Source organism: Sorangium sp. So ce375, from assembly GCF_051473855.1.
Classification (GTDB): Bacteria; Myxococcota_A; Polyangia; order Polyangiales; family Polyangiaceae; genus Sorangium.
Window position 1 is genome coordinate 3804550 of the sequence record NZ_CP150335.1, and the last position, 23309, is coordinate 3827858.

Genomic DNA, 23309 nt, shown 5'->3' on the forward strand with positions numbered 1-23309 from the left:
CGCCGTTCGACGAACGCTGATTCGCGCGGCGCGTCGTCCGCGCGCGACGAGCACCCTCCACGGCGGCCGGGCAGCTCCGCTCCCTCTCCCGCCCCCACCGAAAAGCCCAGCCGCCCCGCCGCTACACGGATCGCCCCGGCCCCACCGGCGGCGGGATCGACCACTCCGCGCTGTCCGACAGCCTAGGCTCCGCTTCCTCCGCCGCGCTCCCGAAGAAATCCGCGACGTCGTGCCGCCTCGCCTCCGCGTCCGCGCGCCCGAGCTCGATCAGCTTCCGCGTGAACGAGCCGTCGAACAGGAGGTAGCTCGCGAGATCCGCGTCGTTCTCCGCGCCGACGTCCACCAGCGAGAGCAGCCGCCGCATCATCGCCGGCCCGCCCTGCAGCTTGCCCGCCCTCACGTGCTCCGCCGCCAGGCGCCCGAGATCCGCGCTCGGCCGCACCACCAGCGTCTCCACGCGCCGGTACGGCAGCGCCCCGCGCAGCCCCGCGGCCGCGTTGATCGATTGCAGGAAATCCGGCCCGAACGCCTGCTCGCCGTCCTCGATCATGTGGTTCACGCGCGTCAGCACCTCGAAATCGGTCTGGATGTGGTCGAGCAGGAACGCGTTCAGCACCTTGCCGAGCACGAGCGCCATCCCCGGCGGCTTGCCGGCGTCCCCCGCGTCGATGCTCCGCACCTCGCGCGACAGCCCGATCGCCAGGACGTGCGTCGCGCCCAGCCGGAGCGCCGGCGCGATCGGCGTGTTCTGCCGCACGCCCCCGTCCATGTACAGATCACGGCCGATCCGCACCGGAGGGAACAGGATCGGGATCGCCGCCGACGCGAGCGCGTGCTGCGGGCCGATGAGCGCCCCCCGGATGATCGTCCGCGGCGGCGCCGTCGTCGGCAGCGCGCCGTCCGGCCCCGTCTGCATGAAGATCACCGTGCGGCCCGTCCCGATCTCCGTCGTCGACACGCTCACCGCCGAGAGGTAGCCGTGGCGCAGCGTGCGCGCGATCGCCCGCCACGGGATCTCCCGCTCGACCAGCCGCTGCATCGGCGACACGTCGAACAGGCCCACCCCCTCCGACCCGCCGCCGAACAGCAGCTTCGGCATCGAGATCGCCTGCCGGACCCCGAAGCCGAGCACCGTCTCCAGCTTCAGCTGCGTCCAGAGGTTGACGAGGCGCCGCACCCCCAGCGTCGGATCGTCGAGGTGAGCCGCCAGGTAGCACGCGTTCACCGCCCCCACCGACGTCCCGCACAGGATGTCGATGCGCGGCGCCGCCCCGCGGAGGCGGGCGAACGCGTCGAGGACGTACGACAACACGCCGACCTCGTACGCGCCCCGCGCGCCGCCGCCCGAGAGGATCACCGCCACCTTGCGCCGCGGCTTCGCCGCTGTCCTCGCGCCCGTACCCGTCATGCCATCTCCCCGCGGCGGAGCGGGTCGTGCCCCACCGCCGGACCGTCTGCCTCCGCGGCGAGGACCCGCCGCACCACGGTGCGCTCCAGGAACAGCGCCCTGAGCCGCGCGTCGCGGATGTACCCCGCCACCCTCCGCACGTGCGCCGCGGCGCGGTGGTACGCGTCCGTCGAGCTCGCCGGCGCGCCCTTCTGCAGCGCCTCGCAGCAGAGGTCGCGCACCTCGATGCCGTACTCCGAGCTGCCCGCCTCGACCGCGCCGAGCGCCGTCCGCGCGAGCAGCACCCCGGAGTGGACCTCGCCCGCGTCCACCCGCGACGCCGCCTCGATCGCCGTCGCGTGCGCGTGGTAGCTCATCAGCCCCTGGGACTCCGCGAGCTGCCGCGCCTCGGAGGCGTTCGCGATCGCGCCCTGGATGTCGCCCCGCGCCCTCGCGAGGAGGCCGCGCACGTTGCGCTCGTGGATCATGTCGTAGACGCTGCCGGTCACCGCGATGAGCGCGCCCGCATCGGCGCAGAGCGTGTGCGCGGCGTCCACATCGCCCGCCTCGAGGAGGATCCCCGCCGAGCAGAGGAGCGTGTCGGCCCGCGCGTCCTGATCGTCATAGCGCTCGTGGGCCTCGCGCGCCCGCTTCATGTACGCGAGGCTCCGCGGCAGGTCCCCGAGCTTCGCGAACGCGTGGCCGATGTTGCTCAGCGTCTTCGCGATCTGGAACCGGCCGCCGATCGCGAGATCGATGGAGATCGACGAGAGCCCGACCGCGATGGCGTCCTCGAAGCGCTCGAGCACGAACATCGCCACCGCGAGCGAGTTCTTCGCCCGCGCCTCGCTGCGGCGCGCCCCCACCGCGCGGAACACCGCGATCGCCTCGGCGTAGGCCTCCACAGCCTCCTGCACGCGGCCGACCCGGCGCAGGAGCACCCCCTTCGTGCGCAGCACCTCGGCGCGCGCCCGCGGCGTCAGCCCGCCCGCCTGCGTCACCCGGAGGGCCCGATCGGCCGCGCTGATCGCCCCCTGGACGTCGCCGAGCTCGCGCAGCACCTCCGACAGGATCGTGAGCGCCTCGACCTCGAGCGCGGGGCGGCGCGCGATGCGCGCGATCTCGGCCGCGCGCTGCGCCACCGGCAGGCCGCGGGCGAGGTAGCCGTCGTCGAGGTCGAGCCGCGCGGTGCGCACCAGCGCGAGCGCCGCCCAGCGCGCCTGGCCGCTCTCCTTCGCGAGCTGGCGGAGCGCGACGAGGTGCCGCCGCCGATCGCGCCGGCGGCCGAGGTGCCGGAAGATCGCCTCCAGCGCCTCGTGCGCGATCATCCGGCGCGTGTCGCCGGTCGGCAGGAGCGACAGCGCGCGCTCGTAGTACCGCCGCGACAGCTGCGCCTGGTGCGCCGCCCGCGCGGCCCGCGCGGCGTCGAGGTAGAGCTCCGCCGCCGGCCCGGGCGCCTCGCCCCGCGCCAGGTGCTGCGCCACGATCGCCGCCGAGAGCCCCTGCGAGAGCGGCGTCGTCGAGAGGTGCTCGCCGAGCCGCCGGTGCATGCGCACGCGGCTCGCGCCGTCGAGCGCGAGGTAGGCCACGTCGCGCACGAGCGGGTGCCGGAAGTCCACCGCCCCCGCGCGGCGATCGCAGAGGCCGCGGGCGCAGAGGCGCGTCACGGCCTCGTCGTCGGCGAGCCGCGTCAGGTTCAGGATGTCGTCCTTGAGCAGCGGGCCCCCCGCGACCGCCAGCCAGTTCACGACGTCGTGCTCCGCGGGCGGCAGCTCGCGCAGGCGGTCGCCGATGAGCTGCTCCAGCGTCGAGGGCAGCGGCTCGCCGCGATCCCCCGTCCGGTCGTGGCGCACGAGCTCGTGCCGCCCGCCGGGGTGCTCGACGATCTCCAGCGTGCCCCGCTCGAGGAGCGCGTCGATCATCTCGAGCAGGAAGAACGGGTTGCCGGCGACGCGCGGCACGAGCTCGCCGCAGATGGCCGCCACGCCGTCGCGCACGCCGAGGCGGGCCTCCACGAGGCGCATCTGCTCCTCGGCGCTGAGGCCGCGGAGCTCGATCCGCACGAGCCCCTCGATGAACGGGGTCACGCGCTCCTCGGGGCGCGTGAGGAGCAGCACGAGGACAGGGAGCCGCTCCGCGCGCTGCTTCAGCAGCTCGGAGAGGAGCTCCAGGCTCGGCCGGTCGGCCCACTGGAGGCCGTCGATGACGACGACGAGCGGCTGGTGGCGCGCCAGCGAGCCGAGCAGGTATTTCACGCCCCGCACCACCACGTCGCGGCCGTAGGCGCTCGCGTCGTCCTCGGGGTGCTCGAGCTGCTTGCCCGTGACGAGCTCGGCGAGCCGCGTGACGATGCGCGCGCCGAGCGGCGAGCGGGCGATGGGCCCGAGCAGGGCGCGGATCACGTGCGCGGCGTCGTCGATCGCGTGGTCGAGCCCCATCCCGGTGACGTCGCGGAGCACGTCGCAGACCGTGGCGAGCGGCAGCTCGCTCTTCACGGGCGAGCACTCGACGTGGAGCACGCGCGCGTCGCCCGGGAGCTCCGAGAGGAACGTGGAGATGAGCGCGCTCTTGCCGATGCCCATCTCGCCGACGATGACGCGCGCGACGGACTGGCCGCGGAGCGCGCCCAGCGGCGGGCTCGGGGGCTTGCTCGGCCTGCTCGGGGGCTTGCTCTTCCGGCTCCCCGGCGGCTCGCTCTCGCTGAAGCGCGCGGGCGGCTCGACGTTGCCCTTCACGGGCGGGGAGATCGCGCGGTGGTAGGCCGCGTGCAGGTCGGCCCGCTCCGCGTCGCGCCCCATGAGGTCGTTCGGCGAGAGCGCGATCTCCGCCATCCGCTCCTCGCGGGTGAGCGGGCGCTGCAGCGCGTAGAGCCGCATCTGGTGCGGGACGGGGTATCCGCGCGCGTCGTCGAGGTCGAGCGACGGCGCGTCGCCCCAGCGGAAGTCGCGGCGGACGAGGCGGTAGACGCCGCCCGCGACCCAGGTCTTGCCGAACGGGGTGCGGCTGCCGATGCGCTCGGCGAGGAAGTTCGCGGGCTCCTTGAGCGCGTGGTTGATGAGGTGCCCCTGCTCGTCGCGCTCGCCGTACGCGATGCCGCGGACGATGCCGATCGCGGCGCGGAGCTCGACGGGCAGGTCCTCCGACGCGCCCGCGAGCGCCTCGTGCACGTCGACCGCCAGCGAGGCGGCGTCGGCCGCGGCGCGCGAGGGGTTCGCGAGCAGCCCGACCACCGCGCGCGCGCTCGCGTGCGACTCCCACGACCAGATAGCGCCGTGCTTGAAGGCGATCGCGTCGAGGGTCGTGCGGATCGAGCGCCCGCTGCGCTTGCCCGCGAGCCGCCCCTGCGCCCCGAGCAGCGCGTCGACGCCCTCGATGCGCAGCGTGACCACGGCGACGTGGCGCACCTCGCGCACCGCCCGCGGCGCCCCGGTGCCCTCGCCGTCGCCGCCCGTGCGCGCCGCCGGCACCGCCGCGAGCGTCTGCGGCTGCGCCACGGAGCCGTCGTCCGCGGGCTGCTCCTCCGCGCCCTCCGCGCCCTCAACGCGGCGCGCGGCGCCCTCGCGCGCCTCCTCCGCGCGGTCGCGGCCGAGCAGCTGGGCCACGGTCTGCTCGACCGAGGCGTTGTCGACGAGCTCCTGCCTCGCGAGCAGGGCGCGCGCGATCGCCCCCGCGAGGTCGCGGGCGGTCTGGAAGCGGGCCTCGGGCGCGTGCTCCATGGCGCGCATCACGATCGCCTCGAGCTCCGCCGGGATGTCGCGCGCGTGCGCCGACGGGGGGTCGAAGCGGCCCTCCTTCACGGCCTGGAGCAGCGCCTCGTCGTCGAGCTTGCCGTACGGCGAGCGCATGGCGAGCATCTCGTAGAGCACGACGCCGAGGGCATAGATGTCGCTCCGCCGGTCGACGCGCTCGCCGCGCGCCTGCTCGGGCGACATGTACCCGAACTTGCCCTTGAGCACGCCGGCCTCCTCGCGGAAGAGGTTGGCGCTGGCGATGCCGAAGTCGGCGATCTTCACGACGCCCTCGAGCGAGAGCAGGATGTTCTGCGGCGAGACGTCGCGGTGGACGATGGCGAGCGGCATGCCGCCCTCGTCCTTGCGCTCGTGGGCGTAGTGCAGCCCCTTCGCCGCCTCGGAGACGATGAACGCCGACACGAGCGGGGGGATCCGCGACTCCTTCTGCTGCGCGGCCCGCATCAGCTTGCCGAGGTCGTAGCCCTCGACGTACTCCATCGAGAGGAGCAGCCCGTCCTCGCCGTGGTCGGAGAACTCGTAGACCTGGACGATGTTCGGGTGGTTCAGGCGCGTCGCGAGGTGGGCCTCCTCGACGAACATCGCGCGGAAGCGCCGCGAGGCCCCGTGCGCGGGGAGGATGCGCTTGACGACGAGGAGCTTGTACGTCCCCTCGGCGCCGCGCTTCTTGGCGAGGAAGACCTCCGCCATGCCGCCAGCGCCGAGGCGGCGCTGGATCTCTAGGTCGGCTAGCTGGGACGGGTGCTTGGCCATGCAGCGAAGCGGCGCGCGGGCGCCGTGGCTGGGAGGCGCCGGGCGCGGTGGATCGGGTGACCGGTGATGAAAGACGTCCGCGCTCGGTTCCCCCGATCCATGGGAGGACTACGGGTTGACCCGCATGGTAGCGTCCCGCCCGCGTCTCCGGGGAGACAACCCGGGTGGAAAGGCGAATCTTTCTGAATGGCTCGGGGTTCCCCGCCGGCGGTGAGCCCGCGCCGGTTCCACGCGCCGGGCATCCGCGATGGCGGATGCGTCGGGCGCCGGCCCTGAGCTTTCGCTTACAAGGCGCCCACCCACGACGCCCGGCCCCGGCCGCTGCTGCGCCAGCAGCAACAAAGCGGTTGCCGAAGCAGAGGTCGTCTGTTAAAACGGATGTGCGTCTGCGATGAGAGACGCCGGGCGTCCGACCCCTGCCGCTGGCCGTTGGCCACTGGGCTGAGAGGTGGTGGGTGGTTGTCGTGTGCGCGCGCCTGAAACCTTGAGGGCTTGTAATGGACATTCGCGTGACAGAGGCGGACGTCGTCGTCGTGGGCGGCGGCAGCGCAGGCTCCACTGCAGCGGTGGAGGCGCAACAGCGATTGCCGCGGGGGAGGGTGGTCCTCCTCGAGAAGGCGCATATCAAGCGGAGCGGCGCGATCGCGATAGGCATGGATGGCCTGAACAACGCCATCATACCAGGGCACGCGACGCCGGAGCAGTACGTGAAGGAGATCACGGTGGCCAACGACGGCATCGTGAACCAGCGCGCCGTCTATGAATACGCGCGGAACAGCTTCGCGATGCTCCAGGAGCTCGACTCCTGGGGCGTGAAGTTCCAGAAGACGCGATCGGGCGATTTCGACGTCAAGAAGGTCCACCACAATGGGAGTTATGTCCTCCCGATGCCCGAGGGCTACGATCTCAAGAAGATCCTGACGCGCATGGTCAAGCGCGCCGGCGTGCGGGTCGTCAACCGGGTCATGGCGACGCGGATCCTCGTGACCGATGGCCACGTGGCCGGGGTGATCGGGTTCGATACCCGGGAAGGGCATATCGAGATCATCAAGGCGAGGGCGGTCATCCTGTGCTGCGGCGCCTCCGGGCGGCTCGGGCTGCCGGCGTCGGGCTACCTCCACGGGACGTACGAGAACCCGTCGAACGCGGGAGACGGCTACTCGATGGCGTACCACGCGGGCGCCGAGCTCTCGGGCATCGAGTGCTTCCAGGTGAACCCGCTCATCAAGGACTACAACGGTCCGGCGTGCGCGTACGTGACGGGCCCGCTCGGCGGGCACACGGTGAACGCGCGGGGGCACCGCTTCATCGAGAGCGATTACTGGAGCGGGCAGATGATGCTGGAGTTCTACCGGGAGCTCCACTCCGCGAACGGCCCTGTGTACCTGAAGCTCACCCACCTCGCCCCGGAGACGATCACCGAGGTCGAGCGGGTCCTCCACCACACGGAGCGGCCGAGCCGCGGGCGCTTCCACGAGGGGAGGGGGCACAGCTATGCGAGCGATCTCGTCGAGATGCACATCTCCGAGATCGGCCTGTGCAGCGGGCACAGCGCGTCGGGCGTCTGGGTCAACGAGAAGGGCGAGACCACCGTGCCCGGGCTCTACGCCGCCGGCGACATGGCGTGCGTGCCGCACAACTACCTGCTCGGCGCGCTCACCTACGGGAAGATCTGCGCCCAGAGCGCGCTCGGTTACCTCGAGCGCGCGCCCGCGGTCGAGCCGCTCGCCGCCGCGGTCGACGCCGAGCGAGAGCGCATCCTCGCCCCGCTCTCGCGGCGGGGCGGGGTGGCTCCGCACCAGTACGAATACAAGGTGCGGCGCCTGGTGAACGATTATCTGCAGCCGCCCAAGACGGGGAACAAGATGACGCTCGGGCTCGAGTACTTCATGCGAGCGCAGGAAGAGCTCGAGCAGGTGAGCGCGGAGAGCCCCCACGAGCTCATGCGGGTGATGGAGTGCCACTTCATCCGCGACTGCGCGGAGATGGCGGCGCGCGCGTCGCTGTTCCGGACCGAGAGCCGCTGGGGTCTCTACCACTACCGGCTCGATTACCCCGAGATGGACGACCGCCGCTGGTTCACGCACGTGAACCTGAAGAAGGACGATCGCGGCGAGATGGTCGCGTTCAAGAGGCCCGTGGAGCCTTATCTCTTCCCGATCGACGACGGCGAGCGCGGGGCCTACCACCGGCTGCGCATCCCGGCCGAAGAGCAGCGCGCTCTGGTCTGACGAGTCAGCGAGGACACGAGAACACGAGGTCAATCAACCGATGGGTCACCTTCTCAATCGCGAATCCGTCAAGGCGCAGCGCGCCAGGTCCGTGGGACACGCCGAGGCCGTCGTGCGGCTCGATCTGCCGGTCGTCGTCGACGAGGCGTCGTGCATCAAGGGTTGCCGCATCTGCATCGACTCGTGCCCGGTCGATTGCCTCGCGGTCAACCCGGAGACGAACAAGGCCCACATGGCCTACGACGAGTGCTGGTATTGCCTCGCCTGCGAGATCGATTGCCCCAAAGAGGCCATCACCGTGAAGATCCCTTTCCTTATCCGGTAACGACCCGAGGGCGGATACGACATGACACAGACTTCGCTCGCACAGGATCTCGAGAGCGCCCTCGGGGATCCCGACCCCGGCGCGCGCCAGCTCGCGCTGACGCAGATAGAGGATCTCTCGGATCCGGAGATCATCCACCCCCTAGTCGCGGCCGTCCGCGACGAGGATCCGACGGTGCGGGCGCTCGCGCTCGGGCACCTCGAGGATCTCGGCGACGCCCGCGCGGTGCCCGCCGTCCTCGGGGCGCTCGACGACGAGGACGCCCACGTGCGGGAGGCGGCCGCCACGGCGCTCCGCGAGATCCGCGGGGCGGACGCCGCGACGCACCTCATCGAGGCGCTGGGCCACCCGAGCCCGTTCGTCCGCACGTCGGTAATCGTGGCGCTCCGCGAGATCCGCGACCCGCGGGCGCTGCCGCGCCTCGAAGCGGCGCTCCGCGACCCGGATCCCGAGGTTCGGCGCGAGGCGGTCCTCTCCCTGGCCTACCTGCGGCGGCCCGAGTCGGCGCCGGCGCTCCGCCCGAGCCTGCGCGACGCGGACGCGCGGGTGCGGCAGGTCGCGATCGGCGCGCTCGAGGCGCTCGGCGCGCCGGGCGAACGCGCGTTCGTCCAGGACCTCTTCGGGCTGCTCTCCGATCCGGACTGGCGGGTCCGCGCCGAGGCCGCCATCGTGCTCGGCCGCTCGGCGCACGGCCTCGCGGCGCCGCACCTCAGGAGCGCGCTCGACGACGGCGCCTGGCAGGTCCGGAAGGAGGCCGCGCTCGCGCTCGGGCGGCTCCGGGCCGCCTCGGCCACGCCGGACCTCGTCGGGCTACTCGGGAGCGAGCTCGCGGATCTGCGCAAGGCGGCCGCGCAGGCGCTCGGCGAGATCGAGGCGGCGGCCGCGGAGGCGCCGCTCCGCCGGCTGCTCGGCGACGCCGACGTCGAGGTGCGGAAGGCGGCGGGCCGCGCGCTCGAGGCCATCCGGGCGGGGATCGGACGAGGAAACGAACGACATGAGACCGTTGCGAGGGGTTGAACCGATGACCAAGGCACTTCGCGCGCTCGTCTTCCTCACGTTGCTGGCCGCGGTCCTCGCCGGACTGTCGTGCAAGCCGGAGGCGAAGCAGACGATCCGCATCGCGATCGGGACGCAGGACACGACCATCAATTGCGCCACCGGCGGGCTGCTCATCCGGGAGCTCAAGCTGCTCGAGAAGCACCTGCCGAGGGACGGCAAGTTCAAGGACGTCACCTACGAGATCGAGTGGAAGGACTTCACCTCCGGGCCGCCCCTGACGACGGAGATGGTAGCCGAGAAGCTCGATATCGGCGCGATGGCCGACTTCCCGGGCGTGCTGAACGGCGTGGCGTTCCAGAAGCAGGGGAGCCGCAGCCGCTTCATCGCCACGCTCTCCGGCAGCACGCTGGGGAGCGGCAACGGCATCGTCGTGCCGAGCGGCTCCCCGGCACAGGGCCTCAAGGACCTCAAGGGCAAGCAGATCTCGGTGCCGTTCGGGTCGTCCGCCCACGGCATGCTGCTCCGGGCGATCCGCGATCTCGGCTGGGACCCGGACAAGGACGTGACGCTCGTCTCGCAGTCGCCGGAGGTGGGCGGCTCGTCGCTCAAGGCGAACAAGATCGACGCGCACGCGGATTTCGTCCCGTTCGCCGAGCTGTTCCCCTTCCGCGGCTTCGCCCGGAAGATCTACGACGGCTCCAGCGTGAAGGTGCCGACGGTGCACGGCGTGCTGGTGCGCGAGGCGTACGCGGAGAAATACCCGGAGATCGTCGTGGCCTTCCTCAAGGCGGCGCTCGAGGCAGATCGCCTGTTCGCGGAGGAGCCCGAGAAGTACAGCGAGCTCATCGAGAAGGTGACCGGGGTGGACGCCGAGGTCGCCTACATGTTCCACGGCCCGCTCGGCATCCAGACGCGGGACTTCACGATCAAGCCCGAGGCCCGCCGCGCCCTCCAGGTGGCGGTGGACACGCTCACGCTGCTCAAGCGCACGGACACGACCCTCGACGTGGGCACGTTCGTGGACGACCGGTACATCCGGCGCGCGGCGGCGGAGCTCGGGCTCGACTACGAGGCGCGGCTCGCGAGCTACGCGAAGCTCCCGGTGTCCGGGAAGGACGCGCTGTCCGGCGAGCCGCTCGGCGAGCCGACGCTCGTCGCGCAGATCTGGGTCGCGGGCGAGCCGAAGGTGCGCGCGTACGCGAGCCCGGGCACGGCGCTCGCCGCGCTCGGGCAGCTGACGGCCGAGGGCAAGGAGATCCGCGCGGTCTTCGTGCACGATCGCGCGAGCGGGGTGAAGCTCCTGGCCGATCGTGCGTGGTACGCGAGGCGCCCCGACGGGGGCCTGTCGGCGTTCCTCGCGAAGGAGGACGCGGAGCGGTGGGCCGCGGAGAACGGCGCGGCGGTCGTCGACTTCGCGACCCTGCGGCGCGAGCACACGAAGCTCACGGCGGCGGCGCCATGACGATGATCTCCGAGCGCAGCGCGCCGGCCGGGGCGGAGCTCGCCAGCGGCGCGGCCTTCGCGCCCACCCCGACGAGCGCGGCCTTCGCGCCCGCTCCGGCGAGCGCGGCCTTCGCGCCCGCCCCGGCGAGCACGTCCCGGCGGCGCGCGTCCACCGCGCTGGGCGGCGTGGCCCGCGAGGGGCGCCCGCGCCGCGACCTCCGCCGCGCCTTCCTGCGCGCCCTGTCCGTGGCGGCGTGCGTCGCCCTCTGGCAGTGGGCGTCGGTGTCACGCGCGGATCTCGGCGTCGTCACGTTCATCAACGTGCCCGCGCCGACCGACGTCCTCGCCGCGGCCCGGGAGCTCTTCGCCTCGCCGAAGCTCTGGCAGCACCTCGGCAACAGCGTGTTCCGCGTCCTCGCGGGCTTCGCCGCCGCGGGCGCCACGGGGGTCGTTCTCGGGCTCCTCATCGGCAGGTCGCGGCTCGCCGAGGACACCCTCCTGCCGCCGCTCGAGATCCTGCGCCCCATCCCCGGCGTCGCCTGGCTCCCGCTCGCGATCCTGATGTTCCCGTCGGCCGAGCTGAGCATGATCTTCATCACGACCATGGGGGCGCTGTTCCCGATCCTCATCGCGACGATCCACGGCGTGGGCGCCCTGGATCCGCGGCTCATCGCGAGCTCCCGCAGCCTCGGCGCGCGCCCGCTCCGCCTGTTCCTCGAGGTGGTCCTGCCGGGCGCGCTCCCCAGCATCGTCACGGGGATGAGCATCGGCATGGGGACGTCCTGGTTCTGCCTCGTGACCGCCGAGATGATCGGGGGGCAGTACGGCATCGGCTACTTCACCTGGGAGTCGTACAACTTGCAGCGCTATCCGGACATCGTCCTGGGCATGCTGCTCATCGGCCTGCTCGGCATGCTCAGCAGCGCGCTCGTCCTGCGGGTCGGCGCGTGGCTCACCCCGTGGCAGCAGCCGCAGGAGAAGGACCGATGACGGCCGTAGCCCACGCCGCGGCGGCGCGCCGGGAGAGCCCGGGGGGCGCCGTGGAGATCCGCGGCCTGTCCGTGGCCCTGGGGACGGGCGCCCGCCGCGTCGAGGCGGTGCGGGATCTCGAGCTCCGGGTCGAGGGCGGCGAGCTCGTGAGCCTGCTCGGCCCGTCCGGGTGCGGGAAGTCGACGATCCTGAACGCCGTCGCCGGGTACGTCGCGCCGGAGCGCGGCAGCATCGTGGTCGGCGGCGAGCGGGTCGAGGCGCCGGGGCCGGAGCGCGGCATGGTGTTCCAGCAAAGCTCGCTGCTCCCCTGGAAGACGGTGCTGAACAACGTCGGCTTCGGGCTCAAGATGCGCGGCGTGCCCGAGCGCGAGCGCAGGGAGGCGTCCCGGCGCCTCCTCGCGCTGGTCGGGCTGTCAGGGTTCGAGGACGCCTATCCGGCGCAGCTCTCCGGCGGCATGCGGCAGCGCGTGGAGATCGCGCGCGTGCTGATCACGGAGCCGCGCGTCGTGCTGATGGACGAGCCGTTCAGCGCGCTGGACGCGCAGACGAGGCTCTCGATGCAGGAGCTCTTGCTCGACGTTTTCCGGCAGGTGCGCACGACGGTGCTGTTCGTCACGCACGACATCGACGAGGCCATCTTCCTGTCCGACCGTATCGCCCTCATGACGCGCCGCCCCTGCCGCGTCGGCGAGGAGATCGCGGTGCCGTTCGGGAGGCCGAGGCCCGCGGCGATCGTGGGCTCCGGCGAGTTCGCGGCGATCAAGCGGCGGTGCTTCGAGGCCCTCCACGACGAGCGTGCGGCCGCCGCGGCCGCCGCCCACCGCCACGACGGAGAAGCCCAGACCAGCGCGTGAGGCGCGGGCCGGCGCGGCGGGCCCGGGCCGCGGGGACGCGGCCCCTCGCGTCCCGGCGGCTCCGGCCCGTTCGTACGTCCTTGATGTCCAGGGCGTTCCTCCTTACTACCGAGCGGAGAGGAGTGTTCTCGATGCTCAAGAGATTCCTGCGGGTGACCGACGTGCCGTTCGCGGCTTCGGTCGGGCTGCTCGCGCTTCGCGTCGTCATCGGCGTCGCGTTCATGTTTCACGGCTGGGGGAAGATCCAGCACCCCTTCAGCTGGATGCCCGCCGGCGCGCCCGTTCCAGGGGTCTTGCAGGCGCTGGCCGCGCTCTCGGAGTTCGGCGGCGGCCTTGCCTGGATCCTCGGCCTCCTGACGCCGCTCGCGTCGCTGGGCATCGCCGTCACGATGGCCGTCGCGGTCGCGATGCACGCGTCGAACGGCGATCCGTTCTTCGCGATGGGCGGACCCGCCTACGAGAGCGCGGCGGTCTACCTCGGCATCTCCCTCGCGCTCCTCCTCGTCGGGCCAGGGCGGCTCTCCGTCGACGCGGCGGTCTTCGGGACGAAGCGCTGAGCTCTCTCGCGCGCCCTCGCCCGACCCGTGCGAGGGCGTCGCCGCTCGAGCCCGTGCGGTAGATCCGAGCCTCGCTGCGCGGCCCCGCTCGGCCGGGCGGAAGAGGTCGGCACACGCCGGATTCATCTGGGTCGGACAGCGCGTGTGCCGGCCGGTTTCCACGCTTGAATTGCGCGGGTGAAGCCGCGCCGTCCCGGTGGCCCGGCACTATGCTCCCGTCGGGAGGACCCGATGAGAGATGCCGGGGCGATGACGCCTTCGAGCGGCGCGCGGCGCGGGATCGTCATCGCGGCAGGCTGCTCGTTCGCCTTCGGGTGCGTGACCGTCCTCGGCTGGTGGATCGGGTCGACCGCCCTCGTCGCCATCACCGACGGTCTGCCGAGCATGGTGCCCAACACCGCGGTGTCCCTCATCCTGTCGAGCGCGTCGCTCTGGGCGCTGGGCGCGCGAGAGCCTCCGGCGCCGGTCCGCTGGCTGGGACAGGCGTGCGCCGCCATTGTCGTCGCGAACGGCCTAGCGATCCTCGCGGAGTACGCCTTCACGTGGGATCTCGGCCTCGATCGCCTGCTGCTCGCGGGTCGCGTGGATTTCCCGAGCAAGTTCCCCGGCAGGCCCTCGCCGAACACCGCGCTCTGCTTCCTCCTGATCGGCATTTCGCTCCTCTCGCTGCGCGTGAAGACGCGGCGGATGTGCCTGCTCTCGGAGTGGAGCGCGCTCCTGGCCGCGGCGCTCGCGCTCACGGCGTTGACCGGCTACGTGTTCGGCGTCGGCTACTTCTACGGGCTTCCGCCGCTGTTCCCGTTCACCGGCATGGCGCTCCACACCGCGATCGCCTTTCTGGTCTTCTGCGCCGGGCTCCTCATGGCGCGGCCCGAGTGCACGGCGCTCACCACGCTGACGGCCAAGGGGCCGGGAGGGATCCTGCTGCGACGCCTCCTTCCTTACGTCATCCTCACTCCGCTCGTGATCGGCCGTCTCTTCCTGGTCGGCGCGGATCTCGGCGCCTACCCCATCGCGGCGTCGTTCTCGTTCGCCTCTGCCATCACGACGCTCCTGCTCGGGGCCGTGCTCTGGGTCAGCGCGGCCCGCATGAACCTCCTCGACGAGGCGCGGCAGCGCGCCGAGGAGGCGCGCGCCTTCCTCGCGACCGTCGCGCAGTCCTCGGATGACGCCGTGATCGGCACCGCCCTCGACGGGACCATCCTGAGCTGGAACCCGGCCGCAGAGCGCCTCTACGGCTACGGCGCCTGCGAGGTGATCGGGAAGAAGCTGCCCGTCCTGGGCTCGCCGGAGCGCGCCGGCGAGGCGGAGGCCGTCCTCGCGCGCCTGCGCCGCGGCGAGCGCGTCGAGCGCTTCGAGACCGTGAGCCGCACCAAGACGGGGAGGAGCATCGACATCGAGGTCACGGTGTCGTCGATCGTGGACACGTCGGGCCGCGTCACCGGCGTCTCGACGATCTGCCGCGACATCGGGCGCCGCAAGGCGATGGAGGCCGAGATCGCGAGCGCCCACGAGGCGGAGCGGCGCCTCCGCGCGCAGATCGAGGCCATCGGCACCGCGAGCGCTGCCGTCTCGGAGGCGCTGGCGAACCTGCCGCGCTCCGAGTCGGGGCTGCGCTCCGTGCTCGAGGTCCTCACGCGGCACGCGAAGGAGATCTCGGGCGCCGACTTCGCGGCGCTCGGCATCGGAGAGGACGGCCAGCGGCCGTTCGACGCCTGGGTCCCGAGCGGCGTCAGCGCGGAGCGGATCGCGCAAATCGGCGCGATACCGCGGCCTGTGGGCGTCCTCGGCGCGGTGGTCCGCGAGGGCCGAACGCTCCGGCTCGCCGACGTCCGCGCGCACCCCGACTTCATCGGTCTGCCGCCGCACCACCACCCGATCGAGGCGTTCCTGGGCGTTCCGATCCGGTTTCACGGCCGGAGCATGGGCAACCTGTACCTCGCAAAGCGCCCCGGCCGCCCGCCGTTCACCGAGGACGACGAGCGCGTCGCGAAGCTGCTCGCCGACCGGACTTGCGGCGTCCTCCAGATGGCGCACCTGTACCGGGCCGAGGCGAACGAGCGAAAGCGGCTCGAGGCGGTCGTCGAGCAGCTGCCTGAGGCGGCGATCCTCGTCGACGCCAACGGGCGGCTCATCAAGTGCAACAGGGTCGCACTCCAGTACGCGTCGAGCGCGGGGGGCGATCCCGATCCGTGGGGCAACCCGGTGCGCTTCGAGCACAGGACGCCGGCGGGCAGGCCCCTCGTCTGGGACGAGCGCCCGCTGATCCGGGCCCTTCTGCGCGAAGAGGTCGTGACGGGCGCAGAAGGGCTCCTGTGGCGCGACGACGCGGGCTTCGTCCCGGTGCTGGTCAACGCCGCACCGGTGCACTCGGACGACGGCGAGCTCCAGGGCGCGGTCGCGGTCTTCCAGGACATCTCGGCGCTCAAGGAGATGGAACGGCAGCGCCAGGAGTGGATCGGCGTCATCGCTCACGATCTCCGCCAGCCCATCCAGGTGATCGCGACCGCGAGCCAGCTCCTGGGCCGAAAGGGAGGCGAGCCGCCCGGCGCGGACGGCCACAAGCTGCTCGACAGGATCGCCTCGTCCATCGAGCGGCTGCGCCGCATGATCGACGACCTCCTCGACGCCTCGCGCATCGAGGCGCGGCAGCTCACGCTGGATCGTTCGCCGGTCGATCTCCGCGCGCAGCTCGGCGAGATCCTCGAGAAATCGGCCGATGTGACCGCGGGCCACTCGGTGCGCCTCGCGGTGCAGGGCGACGTGCCCGCCGTCCTGGTGGACCCAGGGCGGCTCGAGCAGATCGTCACCAACCTGCTCTCCAATGCGGCCAAGTACGGTCGACCGGAGGGCGACATCGTGGTCGCGGTCGACGCCGGGCGGGCCCGCGCGCACATCGCGGTGACCAACTGGGGCGACGGTATCCCGGAGGCGTCCCTGCCGCACCTGTTCAAGCGCTTCTCGCGCGCGCCCGACGCGGTGCCGCGCAGCGTGCGCGGCGTCGGTCTCGGCCTCTACATCACGAAGGGCCTCGTGGAGGCCCACGGGGGCAGCATCTCCGTCGAGAGCTGCCCCGGCGGCGCGACGACATTCCGCTTCTCGCTGCCGCTCGCGCCCGCTGCCGCGCGAGCCGCCGGGGCGTAGCGCTACGACAGCCCCTCTCCTGCCACCTGCGCCACCTGCGCCACCTGTCCTGCGACACCATCCCGAGACTCTCAGGCGAGCTCGTCAATCGCCGGGCGGCGGGCTCGTCAATCGGCTTTTCAAGGTCTTCCCGGGATCGAAGGGCTTTTATTCCGTCGCTGTCCGTTGTCCATATTCCGTTTTGCGGTGCTGCCATTCTTTCGCAGGTTTCTACGGCTCAGATCGTCAGAATGATCGCAGAAGGAACTTCCTGAGGCTCGTATCCTTGCTACACCTGAGGTCCGCTTCGGCCCGACGCCGGAGCAGTGAGGTGGCGCAGCAGTGAATTCCTGGTTCTTGCAGGTGAGTAAGCGGTTGGGGCCCGCGGGGCGCCGGCTTTGGGTGCTTGGGTTCATGGGGGTGGTGCTTGCGGTCACGCTCGGGCTCGCGCTGCGCGCGGCGCGCGCGTCGTCCGAGCAGCGCGCGGCGACGTACACCGAGCTCCTCCAGATCGCGCAGGCGGGGCAGGCGACCTCGGTCGAGGTGAACGGGGATCGCTTCCTCGTGCACCAGGCGGGCGGCGCCACGGTGACGGCCGTCGTCGACGAGCCGACGCTCCGGCAGGAGCTGGTCTCTCGGTTCGCGGGCGCCGGCGCCTCGGTCGACTTCGCCTCTCGCGAGGATCCGTCGCGCGCCGCGTCCGCGGTGCTCCCGGTGGTCGTCCTGGCCGCGGTCGGCTTCGCGCTCTTCTCGGTGAGCCGGCGGCGCAGCCCGAAGGTCTTCTCCGACGTCAAGGCCGGGGTCGCGCGGGCGCCCGTGCGCTTCGCCGACGTCGCGGGGATGCACGAGGTCAAGCAGGAGCTCGCCGAGACGGTCGAGTTCCTGAAGAGCCCTGATCGCTTCGCGCGCCTCGGCGGCCGCCCGCCGCGCGGCGTGCTGCTGACGGGCGAGCCCGGGACGGGCAAGACGCTGCTCGCGCGCGCCGTCGCGTGCGAGGCGGGCGTCCGGTTCCTCTCGGCGTCGGGGTCGAGCTTCCAGGAGATGTTCGTCGGCGTCGGCGCCTCCCGCGTCCGCGCGCTCTTCGCCGAGGCGCGCAAGGCCGCGCCGTGCATCGTCTTCATCGACGAGATCGACGCCGTGGGGCGGGCCCGCGCGAAGGGGCACGGCGACTCCGCCTCCGCCGAGCACGATCAGACGCTGAACCAGCTGCTCGTCGAGATGGACGGGTTCGACCACGAGACCGGCATCGTGGTGATCGCGTCGACAAACCGCGCCGACATGCTCGACCCGGCGCTGCTCCGGCCGGGGCGCTTCGACCGCAAGGTCACCGTGCCGCTCCCCGACGTGCGCGGCCGCGAGGAGATCCTCAACGTCCACGCCGGGCCGATCCCGCTCCAGGGGGAGGTCGATCTCGGCTACATCGCCCGCGGCACGCCGGGCTTCTCGGGCGCCGATCTGGCCAACCTCCTGAACGAGGCGGCCATCCTCGCGGCCCGCGAGGGCGCCGACGCGGTGGACCCGACGCACATCGACCGCGCGCGCGACCGGGTGCTCATGGGGCTCGAGCGCAAGGGCGTGCTGGTCGACGAGGAAGAGCGCTACGCGACCGCCGTCCACGAGGCCGGGCACGTCGCGGTCGGGCTCCTCGCGCCGAGCTGCGATCCGGTGCACAAGGTGTCGATCCTGCCGCGGGGCCGCGCGCTCGGCGTGACCCAGGCGCTGCCCGAGAAGGATCGGCTGATGTACCGGAAAGAGTACCTCGAAGATCAGATCTGCATGCTGATGGGCGGCCGCGCCGCCGAGATGGTCGTCCTCGGGACGATGACGGCCGGCGCCTCGGACGACATCCAGCGCGCCTCGACGATCGCCTGGAAGATGGTCGCGGAGCTCGGCATGAGTCACCTCGGCCCCATCTGCGTCGGCGACGGGCACCCCTCGCGGAGCCCTGCGCTGCTCGACCGGGTCGACGAGACGGCGCGCGCGCTCACGGAGGCCCAGCTCTCGCGCGCCATCGAGATCGTGAGGTCCCGGCGCGGCGAGATCGAGGCGCTCGTCAAGGCGCTCCTCGAGAGGGAGACGCTCGGCATGGACGAGATCCAGGCCTGTTTCCCGGCCGATCGCAGGCCGCGCCCCGAAGATCAGGCCGCCTGAGCGGCGGAGGCTCGAGGGCGCAGGAAAGGGAAGTCCTTTTCTGGCGCCCTCGGCGGCAGACCGCCCCGCCCGCCACGAGCGCGCCCGGCGCTCTCCCCTCTCGACGCCCGACTCGACCCATCCCCTGCAGCTCAGCCGTCCCCTCATCGTCTCCGACGCTCCCGCGCGTGTGGCCGGCGTGTGAAGCGCCTGTTGCCCGAGATACGTTGTGCTCGGAAAGCTCGCTTTCCGACTGCGCGCGCCCGAGCCGCTCCGGCGCGAGGCATTGAGCCGCGGCGCGTCGCGCCTTCCTTTCCGTCCAAAGAGGGCAAATCTCCCCTTGCGATTGCCGGGCAAGCTGGTGAAGTGTGGCCACTTGCATGCATGGATTCCGTCTCGTTCGCATGTCTCTCGACAGCGCACCCTCTCCGCGTTCTCCCAGGGTCAGGCCTCTCGACGGTCGCTCCCTGAGCTCGGCGCGGCTGCCGCGGGCTCTTCCGCCTCGCGCGGGCGCGCGGCGCAGCGGCCCGGAGGCGTGCGGTGCCTGAGCCCCGGATACTGATCCTGTCCAACAGAGATCCGGAGGAAGGCGTGGACGAGCCGCCACTCGCACAGCGGGTGGGGAGCGGCCGGCTCCGGCTCGGCCGCGAGGACGGCAGCGCGGTGGTCGCGGAGAGCGTGCTCGCGACCCTGGCCGCGGCCCCGGGCGTGCGCGTGGCGCACCGGCCGGTGCTCCGGCCGAGCGAGGTGCTCGCGGCCATCGGCGACCATCGCCCGGACGTGATCTTCAACCTGTGCGAGGCGCTCGACGGCGACAGCCGCCACGAGGTCATGTGCGCGTGGCTGCTCGCGGGGCTCGATCTCCGCTTCACGGGCAGCGATCACGTCGCGCTCCGGAGCTGCCTGCACAAGGCCGAGGCGAATTGGATCCTCGCGCGCGCCGGCGTGCGCGTGCCGGCGACGGTGCGGGTCGAGGGGCCGGATCGCATCCCGGAGGTCGCCTTCCCGGTCATCGTCAAGCCGGAGCGCGAGGATGGATCGACCGGGATCGATCGGGGCTCGGTCGTCCACGATCGCAAGGCGCTCCGCGACCAGGTCGCCGCGGTCGTCGCGCAGTGCCGCCAGCCCGTGGTGGTGCAGCGCTACGTGCACGGGCGGGAGATCTCGGTGCCGCTGCTCGGGTGGCCGACGCCGCGTGTCCTGCCGCCCGGCGAGATCACCTTCCAGGGCCTGCCCGAGGGGCACCCTCACGTGGTCACGTACGAGTCGAAGTGGCGCCCGGAGACCGCCGCGTCGATCGGGACGCCCTCCTCGGCGGCGGTGCTGCGGCCGCTCGAGCTGCGCCGGGTCGTCGCGGTGGGCCGCCGCGCGTTCGAGGTGCTCGGGCTCCGCGATTACGGCCGCGTCGACGTGCGGCTCGACGAGCGCGGCACGCCGTACGTCATCGACGTCAACCCGAACTGCGATCTCTCGCCGGACGCCGGCTTCGCGCGGGCGGCGGCGCGCGCCGGCCTGTCGTATGCCGACGTCGTCTGGGAGATCCTCCGCGCGGCGCTCGCCCGCGGCGGGCGCCACGACGATCTGCTCCGCGCGCGCGGCCGTGCGCCGGCGCGCGGCCGCGCCGCGATGCGCTCCGCTGCCCGCGGCGCCCTCGCCGCCGCGCCCGAGGCGCCGTGATCACCCAGTGCGGCCTCCGGCCGGAAGATCGGCCGCTCATCGCGGCGCTGCTCGAGTCGGTCCCGGCGTTCACCGACGACGAGCGCGCGGTGGCGCTGGAGCTCGTCGACGTGCAGCTCAGCCAGCCCCCTTCGGACGCCTACGGCTACCGGTTCGTGCTGAGCTTCCAGGGCGCTCCGGGCGGCGACGGGGCGCCGCGGCTGCTCGGCTACCTCTGCTACGGCCGCACGCCGATGACGCAATCCACGTACGACCTGTACTGGATCGCGACCTCCCCTGATTTCGCCCGGTCGGGCGTGGCGCGCGGGCTCGTGTCGACGATGGAGAGCGAGATCGCGCGTGAGGGCGGCGGCCTCGTGCGCGTGGAGACGGGCAGCCGGGAGGGCCACGGCGCGGCGGTGCGCTTCTACGACGCGGTGCAGTTCACGCGGGCGGCGGTCATCGCCGACTTCTACGCGCCAGGCGACGATCTCATGATCTACACGAAGCGCGTCGCCCCGGCGCGCGCGTCGGCGGCGCCCGCGGCCGGTGAGGCGGCGGGCGCGCGCGGCGACACGTTCGCGCCGGGCGAGCCTGCGCTCTACGACGCGGCCTTCAGCTACCGCGACTACGCCGCCGAGCGCGACTTCCTGCTCGCGTGCGCGCGCCGCTTCGGCGCCCGGCCGGTGCAGCGCGTCCTCTCGTGGGCCTGCGGGCCCGCGCGGCACCTGGAGGCCTTCGCGGAGCTCGGCGTCCGCTGCGCCGGCGCGGACGGCTCGGCGGCGATGATCGCCTACGCGGAGCGCGCCGCGTGCGCCCGCGGCGCTGGTGGGGGCATCCGCTTCTCGTGCGCGGAGCTCGACGAGCGACCGGACGTCGCGCCGGTCGATCTCTCGTTCGTGCCGCTCTCGGCGATCCACCAGCTGGCCACGCCGGCGGCGCTGGAGCGCCACCTCCGGCTCGCCGCCTCGCTGCTGTTGCCGGGCGGCGTCCACGTCATCGAGGCGACCCACCCGGCCGATCTCACGCCGTCCGGCGTGAACCGGACCGAGTGGACCGAGCTGCGCGGCGAGCAGTCGATCGACGCGCGGTTTCGCATCTACCACGAGCGGTCGACGCCCGATCGCGTGGTGCCCGTGACCCTCGAGGTGGTGTGCTCGGTCCGGCGCAACGGCGGCGCGCCGAGGGAGCTCTCGTCGATCCGGCAGGAGGCGACGTGGTACGTCCCGGATCTCGCCGGCTGGCGGCGCGTCGCGGAGCGGGTGCCGGAGCTCTCGCTGGTGGCGACGCTCGGCGACTTCAACGTCGACGTCCCGTTCGAGCACGCCGCGGCGTGGCGGCTGATCCTGGTGCTGAAGCGCCTCTGATCGCCGGCTGGCGCCGCGCGCGGGTGTTCGGCCAAAGCGCCCCGCCACCCTCGCGCGGTCAGTTCATGTCCCAGAAGTACTTGCCCCCGCTCGGCGGTGGCTCGTCGGCGCCTCCACCGGCGCCGCCCGCGTCCCCGGCGCGCGTCGACTGGAGCACCTCCTCGAGCGAGCTCGCCTCGTCGCGCCAGTACGCTTCCGTGCCGAAGTGCGGAAAAGTCCTCGGGAAAATCGGGTCGTGCCACCGCCGCGCGATCCACGCGGCGTAGTGGATCATGCGGAGCCCTCGGAGCGGCTCGATCAGCGCGAGGGTCGAGCGATCGAAGCGGCGGAGCTCCTCGTAGCCCTCGATGAAGAGCTCGCGCTGTTGCCGGGCGGTCGCGTCGCGGCCGGGGAGGAGGAGCCACAGGTCCTGCACGGCGGGGCCGACGACCATGTCGTCGAAGTCGAGCACGCGGAGCGCGCCGTCGCGCAGGAGCAGGTTGCCCGGGTGCAGATCGCCGTGGATGCGGTGCACGTCGACGCCGCGCAGGCGCTCCTCGGCCGTGTCCGCGACGGCGCGGGCGGCCTCGAGGTACCGCCGCTCGACGGCCGCGGGGATGAGCTTCCGCTCGACGAGCCAGCCGAGGTCCTCGCGCGCGTAGGTGTCGGCGGAGAGCCGGACGCGGTGCTCGGCGGCGCCGGACGCGCCCACGTTGTGGATGCGGGCGGCGAGCCTGCCGAGGCGCACGAACAGCTCGTCACCGAGCTCGTCGGGGGCGCGGCCGCCCATGCGCTCGAAGAGGCAGTATGGGATGTGATCGATCTGCTTGAGCGTCTCGCCGTCGGGGAACGGGCGCGTCGGGCAAACGGGGATCTCGGCGTCCGCGAGCTCCGCGAGGAACCGGTGCTCCTCGAGGATCTGCTCCCGCGTCCAGCGCCCCGGCCGGTAGAACTTGGCGATGACGCGGGTGCGGTCCTCGCGCTCGACCTCGTAGACGCGGTTCTCGAACGAATTCAGCGGGTAGCAGACGCGGTTGCAGGGGATGCCCGCGGCCTCGACGGCCTCGATCACCTTGTGCGGGGTCAGCGACAGGAAGAGGTCGGTCGGGGTGGTGGTGCTCATGGTGGGGAGAGTTGAGCACCGACCGGCGGCGCGCTCGATGAGAACTTTCGCCCCGCGCTGCTCCAGGACGCACGGCGTTGCCCGCGCGGCGCGCCGGACGGGCCCAGGAGCGCCGTGTCGTGCGCGACCGCAATACGCTATCCTGAGGACCTGATGATGGAAGAAACGCAGCTTTCGTTTCGTCACCTCGAGATCAGCAGGCTCGAGGCGATGGTCGAGATCATGTTCCTCGCCGCATACGCTGACGGATCCATCAACGAGGCCGAGCGCGCCGAGCTCGCGGGGCACGTGGCCGCCATGAGCGAGGGGCGCCTCGGGGCCGACATCGTCGCGTCGCTCATCTCCATCATCGAGCGCTCGGTGCGCGACGAAGGCAGGAGCGGCCGCTTCGCCGCGCTGCGCGCGCGCCTGCCCGACGTGCGGATGCGCGAGGCCGCGATCGAGCTGGCGGTCCGGCTCGTGGCCGCCGACGGCGTGATCCACGAGAGCGAGCATGCCCTGCTCGTCGAGGCGGCCAGGGCCCTCGAAGTGCCGATCGCATTCAAGGGGCGCGTCGAGCCCGGCTCGGCCCGCTGAGCGGCGCGAGCGGGCCGCGCCGCGCGCGACCCCGGCGCGGCCCCCGGGTGATCTCGTTGGCCATAGG

At 72.5% G+C, this 23309-nt stretch carries 15 protein-coding genes; 12 read left to right on the forward strand and 3 right to left on the reverse strand.

Going from position 1 to position 23309, the window contains the following annotated elements:
• Positions 1 to 121: 121 nt before the first annotated feature.
• A complete protein-coding gene (locus WME90_RS14265) occupies positions 122 to 1408 on the reverse strand; it encodes a patatin-like phospholipase family protein (RefSeq protein WP_437281657.1) in 1287 nt (428 codons plus the stop codon).
• Positions 1405 to 5889: a protein kinase domain-containing protein gene (locus WME90_RS14270; protein ID WP_437281658.1), complete on the reverse strand. Its 4485-nt coding sequence runs from the start codon at positions 5887 to 5889 to the stop codon at positions 1405 to 1407. Before WME90_RS14270 ends, WME90_RS14265 begins: the two co-directional genes overlap by 4 nt.
• 497 nt (positions 5890 to 6386) lie before the next feature.
• On the opposite strand from WME90_RS14270, the gene WME90_RS14275 reads away from it, so the two are divergent.
• From WME90_RS14275 to WME90_RS14325, 11 genes are all read left to right on the forward strand, one after another.
• Complete coding sequence (locus WME90_RS14275) at positions 6387 to 8120, forward strand: fumarate reductase/succinate dehydrogenase flavoprotein subunit (protein ID WP_437281659.1); 1734 nt, start codon at positions 6387 to 6389, stop codon at positions 8118 to 8120.
• Positions 8121 to 8160: 40 nt separating this feature from the next.
• Complete coding sequence (locus WME90_RS14280) at positions 8161 to 8445, forward strand: 4Fe-4S dicluster domain-containing protein (protein ID WP_437281660.1); 285 nt, start codon at positions 8161 to 8163, stop codon at positions 8443 to 8445.
• A 21-nt stretch (positions 8446 to 8466) separates the two neighbouring features.
• Positions 8467 to 9462: a HEAT repeat domain-containing protein gene (locus WME90_RS14285; RefSeq protein ID WP_437281661.1), complete on the forward strand. Its 996-nt coding sequence runs from the start codon at positions 8467 to 8469 to the stop codon at positions 9460 to 9462.
• Between the two features lie 4 nt (positions 9463 to 9466).
• The gene (locus WME90_RS14290) at positions 9467 to 10906 is read left to right on the forward strand and encodes an ABC transporter substrate-binding protein (RefSeq protein WP_437281662.1); all 1440 of its coding nucleotides are present in this window, start codon (positions 9467 to 9469) and stop codon (positions 10904 to 10906) included.
• Positions 10903 to 11877, forward strand: coding sequence for an ABC transporter permease (locus tag WME90_RS14295; protein ID WP_437281663.1), 975 nt, complete (start codon positions 10903 to 10905; stop codon positions 11875 to 11877). Before WME90_RS14290 ends, WME90_RS14295 begins: the two co-directional genes overlap by 4 nt.
• Positions 11874 to 12731, forward strand: coding sequence for an ABC transporter ATP-binding protein (locus WME90_RS14300; RefSeq protein WP_437281664.1), 858 nt, complete (start codon positions 11874 to 11876; stop codon positions 12729 to 12731). The genes WME90_RS14295 and WME90_RS14300 overlap by 4 nt, the downstream gene beginning before the upstream one ends.
• A 131-nt stretch (positions 12732 to 12862) precedes the next feature.
• On the forward strand, positions 12863 to 13288 hold the full coding sequence (locus tag WME90_RS14305) for a DoxX family protein (protein ID WP_437281665.1): 426 nt from the start codon (positions 12863 to 12865) through the stop codon (positions 13286 to 13288).
• A 249-nt stretch (positions 13289 to 13537) separates the two neighbouring features.
• Entirely contained in the window at positions 13538 to 16432 is a 2895-nt protein-coding gene (locus WME90_RS14310; RefSeq protein WP_437281666.1) for a PAS domain S-box protein, read from the forward strand.
• A 393-nt stretch (positions 16433 to 16825) separates the two neighbouring features.
• Positions 16826 to 18562, forward strand: a complete 1737-nt coding sequence (ftsH, locus tag WME90_RS14315) for an ATP-dependent zinc metalloprotease FtsH (protein WP_437281667.1) — start codon at positions 16826 to 16828, stop codon at positions 18560 to 18562.
• Positions 18563 to 19132: 570 nt separating this feature from the next.
• Positions 19133 to 20218 (forward strand): D-alanine--D-alanine ligase family protein, encoded by a 1086-nt coding sequence (locus WME90_RS14320; RefSeq protein ID WP_437281668.1) that lies wholly within the window; start codon positions 19133 to 19135, stop codon positions 20216 to 20218.
• Positions 20215 to 21564 carry a GNAT family N-acetyltransferase gene (locus WME90_RS14325; RefSeq protein WP_437281669.1) on the forward strand — a complete coding sequence of 450 codons (1350 nt, stop codon included), beginning with the start codon at positions 20215 to 20217 and terminating at the stop codon, positions 21562 to 21564. Before WME90_RS14320 ends, WME90_RS14325 begins: the two co-directional genes overlap by 4 nt.
• Positions 21565 to 21622: 58 nt before the next feature.
• On the opposite strand, the gene WME90_RS14330 is transcribed toward WME90_RS14325, so the two are convergent.
• Positions 21623 to 22666, reverse strand: coding sequence for a serine/threonine protein kinase (locus WME90_RS14330; RefSeq protein WP_437281670.1), 1044 nt, complete (start codon positions 22664 to 22666; stop codon positions 21623 to 21625).
• Between the two features lie 153 nt (positions 22667 to 22819).
• On the opposite strand from WME90_RS14330, the gene WME90_RS14335 reads away from it, so the two are divergent.
• The gene (locus WME90_RS14335) at positions 22820 to 23242 is read left to right on the forward strand and encodes a tellurite resistance TerB family protein (protein WP_437281671.1); all 423 of its coding nucleotides are present in this window, start codon (positions 22820 to 22822) and stop codon (positions 23240 to 23242) included.
• Positions 23243 to 23309 lie beyond the last annotated feature (67 nt).